The organism is Corynebacterium glaucum (assembly GCF_002287505.1).
Lineage (GTDB): Bacteria > Actinomycetota > Actinomycetes > Mycobacteriales > Mycobacteriaceae > Corynebacterium > Corynebacterium glaucum.
In genome coordinates this window covers 1-13,635 of sequence record NZ_CP019688.1, presented here as the reverse complement: position 1 = coordinate 13,635, position 13,635 = coordinate 1, and the positions used below count along the sequence as shown (strand labels likewise).

The following is a 13,635-nucleotide window of genomic DNA, read 5'->3' as shown; positions in this document are numbered from 1 at the left end:
TTTCTTGGTTGCTTCACCTGCATTCTAACGCCCGTAGAGCGTTTCTCCGTCTCCGCCGTGGTATCAAAATGGTATGGCTATGACGCTTCGACTCACCGCCGACGAGGACACCGCGTTGGTCCTCCTCGCCTCCGCATGGGGCTGTTCTAAACAGGAGGCCGCCCGGCGCGCGGTGCTCACCGCCGCCTCGCGCATGCTGGACACCGCCGCCGTCCAGGCCCTTGCCCGCGAGCACATTCCCGAGTACCGCGCCACCGAGTCCCGCATCAGGCAGGCCCGCGAATGACGCGCGCCCTCTCCCCCGAGCAGCTCCTCGCCATCGCCGACGAGTTCTGCGCCGTATATAAGGTGCACATCCGCTCCTTCGCCGCGCTCGCCGCAGCCGCAGCCGTCCCCGGCGCGCGCATCCATGGAGTGCCGGTTTGCGGGTCAGTCACCGAGGGGAGCAGTTCGCTTCACGACACCATCGTGCAACTGCAGCCCCTGACCAACCACAACTCGGCCTTTGCCGACGTGGCGCAGGACGTGTATTCGCGCTGGGCGGAAGGTGATTAGCCGCCGTAAGTGCCCCCGTGTCCTAGAGTGACCACCATGAAACGATCGCTGACCCCCGCCGCGCGGATGAAAACCGCGGCTGCCGCAACCGCTGTCACCGCCGCGTTGGCCACCGGTGCCGTCGCCGCCGTCGCCGCTGTCACCGTCGCCCCGGCTGCCTCCGCCCAGACCGCAGCCCTCGAGCTCTCGAGCGCACTGAGCAGCACCCGCGGCTCCTCCGAGCGGGACTACCGCCTCGACCCGGACAATCCGGGTGTCGATGTGCCGAAGCAAACCCCGCTGGGCAGCGCCTACACCGGCATCGCACCGATTTCCCTCGCGATCGCGCTGGCCGCGGCCGCCGCTGCCCTGCAGGTCATCGTCGATGCCACCCCGCCGCTGCGCCAGGCCGTGGACAACGCCGCCGCGCAGTTCGGTCTCTCCCAGGTCGCCGGCTCTTCCGAGGGCAACCGCATCATCGATGTCGACCGCGTCCTCGCCCTGATCAACGCACCGCACTAACCCGCCACTCCCCTTCCGATCCCTTCCACCCCAACTTTCAAGCACCAAGTTGGGGTTTATCGCGATCTTTAACACCAACTTGGTGCTGAAGAATTGGGGTTAAAGCGGGGCCGTGCAGTCGCCGAGTAGTGAAAGCGCCAACACTCCCCCGAAAGTGGCGGACCCATGGGACGCATGATACGGTTGTGCCCGTTGTGGTTACAGTGACTCGTGTGACTGATGTGATTCAGGAGCCGGGTGCTGTGGTGGAAGAGCTACGACACCCGATCGAACGGCCCAACGCCAACGCTCACGAGAGCCGGCGAGGGCCGTTTTCGCTTGCCGCTCGTGACGCGCTCTCTGCGCGTTCGCAACGAGCCCGCAGCCCGCAGCCCACCAGCCGCTAGACTCGGTGCACATGACTAACTTGAATGCCCTGCTTGAGGGTGATACCCGCCAGACCGTCGTCACCGAGCTGGCGGAGCTGATCGACAAAACCGTGTCCAACCAATCCGGCCTCACCGGCATGGCCCTGAAGTCTGCCGTCGCTGCAGGTAAGAAGGCCGATGCCGACGCCATCCCCAAGGGCGTCAACCGCCTCCTCCCCCAGATCACCGAAGAGCTCGCGCCGTTCTGGAGCGGCTACGAGTCCTCCGACACCCAGGGCTTTGGCAGCTACTTGGTCTCGCGCGAAAACGAAGTCGTCGAAGCGATGCTCGGCGCCGCGGACAAGGCCACGTCCGACATGCCGTCGGCAATGCAAAAGGCCTACTCCACCCTGCGCGGCAAGGCCGGCAAGATCGTCTCTCCCGCCCTGCCCGAGCTCGGCGACATCATCGAGCGCCACGCCAAGTAACTACAGCTCGTCAGCAAACTCGAGCATTCGCTTAACGACGGCACGCGGTTCCCTCGCCCACCGATTATGGCCAAGCCCACCGTCGAGCTCTTCGACGGTGGCTCCGGAGACCTGATCGGCCAACGACTGCGCGGAAGCGACCGTGCAGTCACGGTCATTGGTGAAACGGGTGAGCACCACCGGCACGTCGATACGCTTCATCGCCTTGATGTAATCCATGTCCGCGCCCGCGAGTTTCCCGCGCTTGCCAGTGCGGTTCATGCGCGCCCACTCATTGATGTAAGTGCGCGGATGGCGGCCCCAGCTGCCGCCGACTGAGATCTTGTCTCCCGGCCAATAGCCCAGGACCTGCGCAACGAGCCAGATGAACTGGATGCCCAAGCCGTACTTCAGCTTGTCACGCAACGGAAACGCCTTGTGCCACGGATTGCCGGCGCCAACGCCGAGCATGCCGACCACATTGCACTCCTTAGCCTCTGGACGCGCCATGAAAAGGGTGCCCACTTGTCCGCCCATTGAATGGGTGAGGAGGATGACAGGCGTGTCGTCGTCAAGCGTAAGCTCCTGCTTAGCCTGCCTGATCGTGGCTGGATAGTCCTCCGCTGCGACGTGGTGGTAGCCCCACTGGTTGGAGCGGGAGGCGACGGCGGGGCTCTCGCCCTGGCCGCGGAGCTCTCCGATAGCTGTGGGGAACCCGGCGTCTGCGAGCGCCCCGGCAATTGGGCGGTAGTAGCGTGCGCCCATGCCCATGCCGGGGAAGATGACGACGAGCGGGCGGTCGCCGTGCTGGCTGGATGCGGGGTAGGTGTCGATGGGTTACGGCTCCTCGGGCTGGGGCGGATACTTTTGCCGAGGATAGCGAAAGTGCTTTAGACGTCGAGGAAGCGAACGTCCTTTGCCTTGCGGGTGATGAAGCTGCGGCGCGCGGCCACGTCATCACCCATGAGGATGGAGAACAGCTCGTCGGCGCGCTGGGCATCCTCGACATCCACGCGGCGCAGAATGCGGGTCTCTGGATCCAGGGTGGTCTCCCACAGCTCCTTGGCGTTCATCTCGCCGAGACCCTTGTAGCGCTGGATGCCGTCGTCCGTATTGATCTTGCGGCCAGCCTCCTGTCCGGCAGCGAGCTGCTCGTCGCGCTCGCGGTCGGAGAACGCGTAACCCGGCTGCCCCTTCTGCCACTTGAGCTTGTACAGCGGCGGGTTGGCCAGGTACACGTGGCCTTCCTCAATCAGCTGCGGCATGAAGCGGAAGAGCAAGGTCAGCAGCAGGGTCGCAATGTGCTGGCCGTCCACATCGGCATCGGCCATGAGCACGATCTTGTGGTAACGCAGCTTCTCAATGTCGAATTCGTCGTGGATGCCGGTGCCCAGGGCGGTGATAATGGCCTGGACCTCAGCGTTCTTCAGCACGCGGTCCATGCGTGCCTTCTCCACGTTCAGGATCTTGCCGCGCAGCGGAAGGATCGCCTGGTACATCGAATCGCGGCCACCCTTCGCGGAACCACCTGCGGAGTCGCCCTCCACGATGAAGAGCTCGCTCTTGAGCGGGTCTTTCGAACGGCAGTCGGCAAGCTTGCCCGGCAGGCCACCCAGGTCGGTCGCGGATTTACGACGGACCAGGTCACGCGCCTTTCGCGCCGCCTGGCGCGCCTGCGAAGACTGCACAGCCTTGTTCACGATCGCCTTCGCCTCGGCCGGATTCGCGTCGAACCAGTCCGAGAGGTTCTCGTTCACCGCGCGCTGGACAAAGCCCTTGATCTCGGTGTTGCCCAGCTTCGTCTTGGTCTGACCCTCAAACTGCGGGTCAGCCACTCGAACCGAGATGACGGCGGCCAAACCCTCGCGGCAATCGTCGCCGGTCAGATTGGGCTCTTTGTCCTTGAGCAGCTTGTGGTCGCGGGCGTACTTGTTCATCATGCTGGTCAGCGCCGCGCGGAAGCCCTCTTCATGCGTTCCGCCCTCATGAGTATTGATCGTGTTGGCGAAGGTGTGCACCGACTCCTTGTAGGAGGCGTTCCACTGCATGGCGATTTCAGCCTCGTGCTCGCTGCCCTTCTGCTCGAAACCGATGATCGTCGGGTGGATCTCCGTCTTGCCCTTGTTCAGGTACTCTACGTAATCGATCAGACCGTTCGGGTAGTGGTGGGTCACCTTCTTCTCGCGCTTGCGCTTGGTTTCCGGGGCGACCTCGTCGGCGGAATCCGGGGACGGCGTGTCCACCCGCTCGGTGACGGTGTCGTCGTCGAACGTCGGCTCGTCGAGAAGCGCTGCGGTGTCGCCCTCTTCCGCGATGGCCTCGAGCTCAAGCTCCTCATCGGTGACCCGCTCGTCCTTGAGGGTTATGGTGAGGCCCTTGTTCAAGAAAGCCATTTCCTGGAGGCGGCGCGCGATGGTGTCGTAGTTGAACTCGACGGTTTCGAAGATCTCCGGGTCCGGCCAGAAGCGGATCGCGGTACCGGTGCCGCGGGCGTTGCCGCCTTCGACGAGCTCGTCTGGCACGGCATTGTCGAAGTGCTGGATCCAGTGCTTGCCGTCGCGCTTGATGTCGGCCTCGACGCGGGTGGACAGCGCGTTGACCACGGAAATGCCCACACCGTGTAGACCGCCGGAGACCGCATAGGACTCGGAGTCGAACTTGCCACCAGCGTGCAGCTGGGTCATCACGACCTGGACGGTCGGCGCGCCCGACGGGTGCATCTCCACCGGGATACCGCGGCCATTGTCCACGACCTCGACACCACCGTCTGCCAGCAGCGTCACATCGACGCGATCGGCGTAGCCCGCCATCGCCTCATCTACCGAGTTGTCCACAACCTCCCACACCAGGTGGTGCAAACCGCGGACACCGGTGGAACCGATGTACATGCCCGGGCGCTTACGCACGGCCTCGAGGCCCTCGAGGATGGTGATTGATGAGGCGTCATAATGCGGTTCTTGTTCAGCCACGGAAACGGACTCTCCTCTAGTACTTTCTTGACTTCTCAGCACTCCGGCGCGCTGTGAAGCGTTTTAACCCGTCTCATCTTACACCGTTGGGGGTCTATGCCCGGTAGCGCTTCAAAGCGCGAGAGGGCGTTTCTCGCGCGGATTTCAGCGTCGGGGTATCTAAACCGGGGCAGGCGCGCGACTCTGCTAGGGGATAAACTCGTCGTGAAAGTTCAATAACCCCGGCGATGTACGTTTCCGTAGGGATCGCTCCGGGGCTTTCGGGGGAAAGTTTACAGGACTATGAGCAATAAAGTAAACGGACCACGCGGAGTGGACCTCGACAGATGGTTCTCCACAGACAGAATGGCCCGTTATAGCTTTCACCAGTCTCCCGAGTCTTTGTATTTGTAGAATACCCACCTGCAAAAGCTTTTCTTGAGGACATTCAACACGTAGAGGTCCTTTTACGGAATCGGGTTCATGACGTATTGGAAGTGCCAGTCGGGCAAGGTGGATACGGACCATTCTGGTTACAGACTTCGCAATCGATGCGCCCACCATGAGTCCTTGGTTTTCCCCAACCAAGCTCATGAGACTGCCAATCTTGACCGTCAGGTGCAGGCCATCAACAATGTTGCGAACTGGATCGAGCCAGCTGCTGCGAAGTGGATCGCTCACCACTCCCGCGTCCAGTTGGTCCGCATGCAGCGACCCTGACGCCCGCTTTTATCCGTACGTATCCCGCGGCCCCCGCCCCGGCACATGCAGCGGACCCTTGCGCCAGGACTTCGTTTTCGGCCCGTAGATATGCAGCTTGGTAATCACACCGGCACCAACCTTTTCCGCGATCGCTTTCAGCACCGTCGACTGCATGTACTTCAGCTGCGTCGCCCACGCGGTCGAGTCGCACTCGATGTGCACCTCGCCCTCTTTGATCATCTTCACCTCGGTGTGCTGCGCAATCTTGACACCCACCAGCGATTCCCAATTGCCCATCACCCACCCGTAGGCCATGTTTTCGCTCCAGTCGCGCTTGCGAATCTCGCGCCCCAGCAGCGCACCCAGCGAATCCACCTTGTACCCACGCGGAATCGCACGGCCATCCTGCCCAGTTGGCCGGCCTCGCAGGGGTTGGGGCTTTTTGCTTATCGACGCCTCGTCCAACGCCAATCCCGGAACCTTCACCTGCGATTCCCCCGCCGCCGAGCTAGTCACCGCAGATTTTCCGACGCTGCGCCTCGGCACCACCGACGTGCCCTGCCGCGACAGATCCGGCAAGCGCCCACCCCGCCGCCGAGCTGTCTCGCGCCACAGCTCAAAGGTGTCACTGATCAGATCGCTCAATGCTGCTCACCCCTTCATCCATGGTCACGGCGTAGCGCGCGGTGACGGCGTCGTCGAGGTTGCCCGGTAGATCGTCGCCAACCGCGGCGGTGATCAGCACCTGCTCTGCACCCTCAGCGACGTGGACCAGGCGCTCGCGGCGCTTCGCGTCGAGTTCTGCAAACACGTCGTCGAGGATGAGCACAGGGTCGGAGCCATCTGAGCTGAGCAGCTGGTATTCCGCGAGGTGCAGCGCGAGCGCGTAGGACCAGGTCTCGCCGTGGGAGGCGTAGCCCTTCGCCGGGTTATCACCGAGCATGAGCACGAGGTCATCGCGGTGCGGGCCGACCAGCGTCGTGCTGCGGTCGATCTCCTCCGAGCGGCGCCGGCCCAACTCGGAGAGCATCGCTGCCTCGAAGATCGCTGGGTCTCTGGTTTCCCCGCCCGCGAGCTCGGCGACAGCTCGGTCCAGCGTGGACTTGATCTGTACCGCCGCGGGGCGCGACTCCGGGGCGACGGCGGCGTAGGCCTCGGTGATGAGGTCGGACAGGGCGTCGATAAGCAACATGCGACCGGCGAGCACCTGGCTGCCGTACGCTGCGAGCTGACCGTCCCAGACGTCGAGTGTGCTCAGCGCGCTGGCGCCGGTGTCGTCGCTGTAACCGCGGCGCAGCGCCATGTTGGAGTTTCGGAGCAGTGCATTGCGTTGGCGCAGGACCTTCTCGTAGTCGGCGCGCGCTCCGCCGAGGCGCGGCGTGCGCAGTGCGGCGAGGTCGTCGAGGAAGCGGCGGCGCTCAGACGGCTCGCCGTTGACCAGGCGGAGATCCTCCGGCGAGAACATCACGGTGCGCAGCACTCCCGCGAGTTCGCGGGGCGATTTCAGGCGAGTGCGGTTGATCTGCGCTTGGTTGCCGCCGCTGTGCTGGATCAGCAAGTGGGTGGTCAGCGCGCGGCCCTCGTTGATTGTGGTCGCGGAGATGCGCGCGTTGCTTGCCTGCGCTCCGATCAGCGGGCCGTCGCCTGAAACGCGGTGGCTGCGCAGGTGGGAGGTGTAATAGAGCGCCTCGACGATGTTGGTTTTGCCGTGACCGTTGCGACCGGCGAAGACGGTGACACCCGGCTCAAGATCAAGGTGCAGTTCCGGCCAGGAGCGGAAATCTCGCAGGTCAAGTTCGGCGACGTACAACGGAGTGAGGGTTTAACCCGGCAGGCGCACCGGCATGAGCAAGTAGGTGAAGAAGGTGTCCGGGGTGGGGAACGTGCCGTCGGCATTGGCCTCCGGGAGATCCTCCGGCTCGGGGACCATGATCGCCGGTCGTGAGGCCTCGGTGAAACCGAACATGACGCGATCGGTGCCGATGACGGAAAGCCCATCACGCAGGTAGCCGGCGTTGAACGCGATGAGCAGTTCGTCCGCGCCGGTGAATGCGGCCGGCAGCGTTTCCTGCGCTTCACCGGAATCCGCACCGGAGGCGTGGAGCGCGAGCTCGCCTTCGCGGAAGTGCAGGCGGATCTGCGCGTTGCGGTCGGCGACCAAGGACACGCGGCGGATGGACTCCAGCAGCGGCGCGATCTCCACCGTGGCAATCGAGGTGTGCGCCTTCGGCAGCAGCGGCGCCACGTTCGGGAAGTCCGCGTCGAGCATGCGGGTGGTGGTCTCGCGGTTGCCGGTACGCAGACCAAACAGGCCCTCGGCGCCGACGTTGCCGGTTCCACCGACGGCGATCTGCACTGGGTCATCGATGTGCGTGTCCAGCGTGCGCGCGTTATCCAGCAGCGTTTTCGCCGGAATCAGCAGTTTCGCCTCGGTGTCCGCTCCGGCCGGCTCCCACTCCAGGGAGCGCAGCGCCAGGCGGAAACGGTCCGTCGCGGTGAGCTTCAAGTGGTTGCCTGCGATCTCCATGTGGATACCGGTAAGCATCGGCAGCGTGTCGTCGCGGCCAGCAGCAGACGCGACCTGGGTCACCGCAGCAGTTAGCGCAGCCGGGGCGATTTCGCCGGTGACCTCGGGAAGCTCCGGCAACTGCGGGTAGTCGTCGAGGCTCATCAGCGGCAGCTCGAACTTCGCGGACCCGCCCTTGAGCTTCATCTTGTTGCCCTCGGTGGTCACCTCAACCGGCTTCGCCGGCAGGTTGGAAACAATGTCGGCGAGCAGTTTGCCGGCCACCGCGATACGGCCAGGCTGATCCACCTCCGCGCCAATCCGCACGCGGCTGGAAACCTCGTAATCAAAGCCCGCGAATTCCAACCCGTTGTCGTCGGCGGTGATCACCACAGCTCGCAGCACCGGCTGTGTGTTTTTGGTAGGCAAGCTCCTGGCAACCCAGGCCACAGCGTCCGACAGGTCTTCCTTGTGAACGCGGAACGACACGGCGTTGTCACCGGCGATGTCAACCATGCTGCTGGCTGCTCCCTCGAGGTCGGTTGTGCTGGATTCTTGAAATTACGTTTTCACTCTAGGCGGGCATGCTCGAAATTTCTAAAGCTTCCTCGCCGATCCCCGAGCATGCGAGCCTCACACTGAGCCAAGGCGCGCAGTCTTGTGCACACCCTCTCTTTCTCTTGATGAATTACAAGGAAAAAGAACGGTAACAACAGTAAGCGGTGTTGAAACTGTGGATTGAGCCGGGTTTGCCGCGGTCGCAGCACAATTCAATCTTGTGATTCGGCTTGTGGATCGCTTGTGCACAACCCGGCAATCTTGTGGAGCAATTTTCGCTTATCGACGAATCCCACAAACCGCCCCGGTTTCCCCACCGCCAATCCACACGCGGCGCTTTCTTATCCCCATCTCCCGACGCGGACCTCGAATCTGTGGAAAAGCGCCTCTGTGGCCGACGTCACCAAATTTCTCCGTCGTAATTACACAGGTGTGAATAACCCTGTGGATAAGAAAAACCCGGCTGCTGCACTCCGTGATGAAGTGCGACAACCGGGGGATTCGGCTTCGGGAGGATTGAAGCCGAACTATGTCCTAGTTGCTGGAACCCTGCTCAGCGTCCGGGCGCGGCACGCAGAAGTAGAACAGGTAGCTTGCGACGCCGACGACTGCGGCGGCAATACCAGCCCACTGCAGGATCTGCTGGTTCTCTGCGGTGATGCGATTCACCTGGGCGTTGAACTCCTGAACGGCACGTGCAGTGTTCTCGTCGAAGATGCCGAGCTGCTGTTGGATCTGGTTGTTCGCCTGCGTGATACGCGAGTTGATCTCAGCCGAGTAAGCTTCCAGGCCCGGGATCGAGACCTGCTGCAGCAGATGCAGCGGGATCAGAGCCAGCAACGGGATGGTGAGACCGATCGCTGCCGGGATGCAGCGGTCATCGACGATGCCTTTCGCTGACGAACCACCCTCGCTACCGATGGATGATCCGCTCAGCATCCCGCCATCATTGGATGAGCCTGGGAACAGTGCCGCGGTGGTTGTCACTGTGACGGTTTCTTTCGCGCCTGCATTTCCTGCACCTGCGTCATCAGCGCTGACGGTGGTGGTGATGACCTGCGTTTCAGTTTCGGTGACGGTAACAGTTGCAGTCGCGGTAGCCGGCTCACGACCTGGAACCACCGTGGTGGTCTCAGTTTGTGTCTCTGTAACCGTTGCATTGTTGGTGACGGTAACTGGTTCGCCTTCAACGACGGACGTAACTACGTTGTTCACCGTCTTCTCAACCGTCTTCTCGATGGTGTTGTCGACCGTTTCCGTCACCGTATTGTTGACCGTCTGCTCCACGGTTTTCTCAACAGTGTTGTCGACGGTCTCCGTAACGGTGGAAGTATTGGTGACGGTAACTGGTTTACCTGGAATTTCGTTGACCACCGTTACCTCAGCGGTCACTGTCTCCGTTACCGGCGCAGGCGTGACGGTCTCCACCACGGTCACTGGTTCCTCAGTAACTGTCGTCGTCTCAGTGGAGGTAAGAACCTGCGTGTCCGTAGCGGTGGTTGTCGCCGTCGTCGTTTCAGTCTCTGTGGCTGTAGCGGTTGTCGTGTCTGTTTGAGTCTCGGTCTCTGTGGCCGTTTCTGTGGCGGTCGCGGTCTCCGTCTGAGTAGCCGTCGCGGTTTCAGTTTGGGTCGCAGTGGCCGTCGCGGTCGCAGTTTCCGTTGCTGTCTCCGTCTGAGTAGCCGTTGACGTCTCTGTTTGCGTCGTGGTTTGGGTGACGGTGGTTGGAGTCGGCTCTTGAGTTTCTGTTGTCGTCACCGTTACTGTTTCGGTTTCTGGATCTGGTGTTTCGGTCAGCGTTTCGGTGAGGGGATCCGGCACTTCAGTGACTGTGACGGGATCCGGCGTTTCGGTCACAGTCTTCTCAACCGTTGAAGGTTCCGGAATTTCAGTAACAGTTGTGATTTCAACTGTTGTCACCGCTTCGGGAATCTCAGTCACAGTGGTGGTGATGGGTTCTACGGTCGTGGTCTCGGTTACCGTCGACGGTGTCTCGGTCGTAGTTTCCGTGACTGTAACTGTCACAGGTGCAGGGTTAGTGACGGTACACTCAGCTTTGCCGCCAGCCTTTGCTGGGACGATGAAATCGTTGCCGTTTCGCTCCCAAGGCTCACCATCAGCCGAGGTGCAGGAGACGTTTTTGAACTCGGTCCCGACTTCTTTGATAGTGAAAGAACCTGTTGCTGCGTTATTAGGTGCGACGTAACCGAAGGTAGCTTTCCCATCATCACCGGTGATCGCCGTGGTGTTAGTGAGGTGGAACTTCTCTGAAATCCCTGATGCTTCGAACGAGAAACCCGCGGGAGAATCGTTTGTGAGATTTCCGTTAGCGTCAGTCAGCTGCTTCTGGATGGTAACTTCGCCCGCGCAGCCTTCAGTTGCTTGAGCTACCAATTGTTTTGTCAACTGACCGTAATCATCGACTGGAATTGCATTCCCTGGTCCAGAGATGTATTCGAGGTAAGTGCTAGCGAGATCGCCTTTAACGTCCTTGCCCACCGCGAGTGGCACGATGCGTGTACCGGATGCTTTAAGAGCGTTTGCTGATTTCACAGCTTCCTGGACATCGAGTTTCGCGGCAGCGTAATCCTTGTTCGCTGCACCACCATTAGCGTGATTGAAAGCAGGTCGGTTGTTCGCTCCACGTTGGGTATCGACGCTGCCAACTGCGTCACCGTATGCGGTGGGCAATCCGTCTGTGATGAAGTAGACAACGTCATAGGTTCCGGTGGGAATCTGGCTGATACCTCGATCCCAGTTGGTCCCTTGAATGCGCGGTCGGGCTGGAATCGCTAGCTGCGCGATTTTTTCCTTCAGCACCTCTTCCGAGCCGACTGCTAGTGGACCACCCAACGTCTGTGCGCCTTCGCTGTAGGACGAGGGCGCCTTGGTTCCGAAATTGTAGATACCAATTTGAACAGGTGCATCGTTGAGCGCCGTCACCACCGCGTCCCCTGCAGATTTAGTGTCGCGAAGGCCGTCTTCTCCGATTGACGAGGAGACATCGAAGACGAGCGCAATCTTTAGATTGCCATTTTTGCCACCGCAAATCCCAGGAGTTAACGAGGGGTTTTTTGCGATGTCCTGCCCGGGCCCGAACGGAAGCTTCGGATCCCAAGCTCGAGAGTCGTCTGGATAATCCGGCTGGACGGCCGGTTGCGCTTCCGCCATAGGTGCCGCCGTAACAGACCCCAGCGCAAGCGCTACACCAGTCACTGCGGCAACCACAGATTTTCGAATGTCGGAGAAGCGGCGCGTTTTGCCGCCTGAGCTCCCATTCTGAATTAACATGTATTCCTCCCTGAAAAGATAGGACCTGGTAAGCGTACAGGGAGCTTCCATGCATGTCTACAGGCTGAACATGGAATCTTTCAGGGGTTACACAAGCTTTACCTAGCTAATTAAAAACCCTCTCACCGCTACCGCGTCCGCGCGCGGTTCTTGATTAACTGCGTGAGTTCCTGGATCTCGTCGTAGGTGCCGCGGTTTTCGGTCATTTCCTTCCGGATTTTCCGGTCCGCGTACATCACGGTGGTGTGGTCCTTGCCGCCGAACTCGTCGCCGATCTTCGGCAGCGACAGGTCAGTCAGCTCGCGGCACAGATACATCGCGATTTGGCGCGCGTGTGCCACATGCCGGGTCTTTCCAGCACCGGTCAGCTGCTCTACACCGACCTGGAAGTACTCTGCCGCGGCATCTTTGATAATGGTCGCCGTGACGGTTACATCGTTCTCATCCGGCAGGATGTCCCGAAGCGCCACCTGGGCGACGTCCATGGTGATCGGCTCGTCGATGAGCGATGAGTACGCAGACACGCGAATCAACGCGCCCTCAAGCTCGCGAATTGATGATTCGAACTGCGACGCAATGAGCTCGAGCACGTCGTGGCTCACCTGCGTCCCGTCGGCCGCGGCCTTCTTCATCAGAATCGCAATGCGCGTTTCCAAATCCGGCGGCTGAATGTCAGTAATCAGCCCGCCCTCAAAGCGCGTGCGCAGACGGTCCTCCAGCGTCGTCAGCTGCCGCGGCGGCCGATCCGAACTCAGGATGATCTGCTTGTTCGCTTGATGCAGAGCGTTGAAGGTGTGGAAGAACTCCTCCTGCGTACCTTCCTTGCCCTCAAGAAATTGGATGTCATCGACCATCAAGATGTCCAGGTTGCGATAGCGCCGCTTGAACGATTCTTGCCGGTCATCACGCACGGAGTTGATGTAATCGTTGGTGAACTCCTCCGAGCTCACGTACTTGATCTTCAAGTTCGGCTCGAGCACGCGCGCGTAGTTGCCGGCCGCGTGCAGCAAGTGTGTCTTGCCAAGCCCAGAACCGCCCCATATAAACAGTGGGTTATATGCGCGCGCTGGATTCTCGGCCACGGCTACCGCGGCGCCGTTGGCGAAGCGGTTCGAGGAGCCGATCACAAAGTTCTCGAAGGTGTACTTCGGGTTCAGGCTTGCTTCACGGTCTGGGTCGTGCGCAGGTTTCTCACGGCGGATACGCTGCGGCACCGTGGGGTGAGCATTTGCTTGTCGACGCTCACTTTCCTCCGTTTGCCTCGCATGCATCTGCGCCAACTCGTCAAGCCCCATCGGGATCTGGTCCCCGGGTGCGGTGAATCCGTACGTCGATTCTGCCGGCGGGTGTAGCGTGTGGGAGCTCTGCGTCGCGGTCCACTCTGTCTGCGGCTGGGCGATCGGCGGCTCCTGCTGCGGCTGGCCGACCTCCTGCACGCCGGGAGCCGCGATCGAGACCGCGAGCGTGAACGGGGTGCCGAGACGCGCTTGGAGCTGAGCCGCGATGTGCGGGGCGAGCGACTCCTCCACCACGGTTTTGGCTGCGGTGTGCGGTGCGGAAAGGATGGCGTAGCCGTCGACAAGCACTACTGGCTTGACCAACTGGAGGTAGGCGCGTTGCTGGTGTGTGAGCGTGGGAACGGGTGAGTTTGGGCGTTCGGAGAGTTGGAGGAGTTCTGCAACCAGGTCGCGCCAAAGTGCCTCGAGTTGCTGGTCTGCCACTACCCGCTCCTTCCGCCTCGTTGTCCTGATCCGTCCGCACAT

12 protein-coding genes are annotated in these 13,635 nt (G+C 61.4%); 5 read left to right on the top strand and 7 right to left on the bottom strand.

All coding sequences use genetic code 11. The features are described from left to right. The first annotated feature begins 73 nt into the window (after positions 1 to 73). The 5 genes from CGLAU_RS00060 to CGLAU_RS00045 all read left to right on the top strand — a co-directional run bounded on the left by CGLAU_RS00060 (position 74) and on the right by CGLAU_RS00045 (position 1,891). On the top strand, positions 74 to 286 hold the full coding sequence (locus CGLAU_RS00060) for a CopG family transcriptional regulator (RefSeq protein WP_095658935.1): 213 nt from the start codon (positions 74 to 76) through the stop codon (positions 284 to 286). Then, positions 283 to 555 carry a TetR family transcriptional regulator gene (locus CGLAU_RS00055; RefSeq protein ID WP_095658934.1) on the top strand — a complete coding sequence of 91 codons (273 nt, stop codon included), beginning with the start codon at positions 283 to 285 and terminating at the stop codon, positions 553 to 555. The genes CGLAU_RS00060 and CGLAU_RS00055 overlap by 4 nt, the downstream gene beginning before the upstream one ends. A 36-nt stretch (positions 556 to 591) precedes the next feature. Next, entirely contained in the window at positions 592 to 1,056 is a 465-nt protein-coding gene (locus CGLAU_RS00050) for a hypothetical protein (RefSeq protein WP_157731211.1), read from the top strand. A 212-nt stretch (positions 1,057 to 1,268) separates the two neighbouring features. Then, positions 1,269 to 1,442: a hypothetical protein gene (locus CGLAU_RS12180; protein ID WP_157731210.1), complete on the top strand. Its 174-nt coding sequence runs from the start codon at positions 1,269 to 1,271 to the stop codon at positions 1,440 to 1,442. Between the two features lie 11 nt (positions 1,443 to 1,453). Then, the gene (locus CGLAU_RS00045) at positions 1,454 to 1,891 is read left to right on the top strand and encodes a DUF6918 family protein (protein ID WP_095658932.1); all 438 of its coding nucleotides are present in this window, start codon (positions 1,454 to 1,456) and stop codon (positions 1,889 to 1,891) included. Here CGLAU_RS00045 and CGLAU_RS00040 read toward each other — a convergent pair whose 3' ends face one another. From CGLAU_RS00040 to dnaA, 7 genes are all read right to left on the bottom strand, one after another. Continuing rightward, entirely contained in the window at positions 1,892 to 2,704 is an 813-nt protein-coding gene (locus CGLAU_RS00040; RefSeq protein WP_269768563.1) for an alpha/beta fold hydrolase, read from the bottom strand. Between the two features lie 56 nt (positions 2,705 to 2,760). Then, positions 2,761 to 4,839 carry a DNA topoisomerase (ATP-hydrolyzing) subunit B gene (gyrB, locus tag CGLAU_RS00035; protein WP_095658930.1) on the bottom strand — a complete coding sequence of 693 codons (2,079 nt, stop codon included), beginning with the start codon at positions 4,837 to 4,839 and terminating at the stop codon, positions 2,761 to 2,763. 708 nt (positions 4,840 to 5,547) lie between these two features. Beyond that, positions 5,548 to 6,165, bottom strand: a complete 618-nt coding sequence (locus CGLAU_RS00025) for a DciA family protein (protein WP_095658929.1) — start codon at positions 6,163 to 6,165, stop codon at positions 5,548 to 5,550. Further along, a complete protein-coding gene (gene recF / locus CGLAU_RS00020) occupies positions 6,146 to 7,330 on the bottom strand; it encodes a DNA replication/repair protein RecF (RefSeq protein WP_095658928.1) in 1,185 nt (394 codons plus the stop codon). The genes CGLAU_RS00025 and recF overlap by 20 nt, the downstream gene beginning before the upstream one ends. Before the next feature lie 12 nt (positions 7,331 to 7,342). After that, positions 7,343 to 8,542 carry a DNA polymerase III subunit beta gene (dnaN, locus tag CGLAU_RS00015; protein WP_095658927.1) on the bottom strand — a complete coding sequence of 400 codons (1,200 nt, stop codon included), beginning with the start codon at positions 8,540 to 8,542 and terminating at the stop codon, positions 7,343 to 7,345. A gap of 576 nt (positions 8,543 to 9,118) precedes the next feature. Beyond that, entirely contained in the window at positions 9,119 to 11,872 is a 2,754-nt protein-coding gene (locus CGLAU_RS00010; RefSeq protein ID WP_157731209.1) for a vWA domain-containing protein, read from the bottom strand. A gap of 128 nt (positions 11,873 to 12,000) precedes the next feature. After that, on the bottom strand, positions 12,001 to 13,593 hold the full coding sequence (gene dnaA, locus CGLAU_RS00005; RefSeq protein ID WP_095658925.1) for a chromosomal replication initiator protein DnaA: 1,593 nt from the start codon (positions 13,591 to 13,593) through the stop codon (positions 12,001 to 12,003). Positions 13,594 to 13,635 lie beyond the last annotated feature (42 nt).

Bases quoted from the DNA above. Each gene is read 5' to 3' on its own strand.
- CGLAU_RS00060 (WP_095658935.1), top strand. From the start codon at position 74: ATGGCTATGACGCTTCGACTCACCGCCGACGAGGACACCGCGTTGGTC.
- CGLAU_RS00055 (WP_095658934.1), top strand. From the start codon at position 283: ATGACGCGCGCCCTCTCCCCCGAGCAGCTCCTCGCCATCGCCGACGAG.
- CGLAU_RS00050 (WP_157731211.1), top strand. From the start codon at position 592: ATGAAACGATCGCTGACCCCCGCCGCGCGGATGAAAACCGCGGCTGCC.
- CGLAU_RS00045 (WP_095658932.1), top strand. From the start codon at position 1,454: ATGACTAACTTGAATGCCCTGCTTGAGGGTGATACCCGCCAGACCGTC.
- dnaN (WP_095658927.1), bottom strand. From the start codon at position 8,542: ATGGTTGACATCGCCGGTGACAACGCCGTGTCGTTCCGCGTTCACAAG.
- CGLAU_RS00010 (WP_157731209.1), bottom strand. From the start codon at position 11,872: ATGTTAATTCAGAATGGGAGCTCAGGCGGCAAAACGCGCCGCTTCTCC.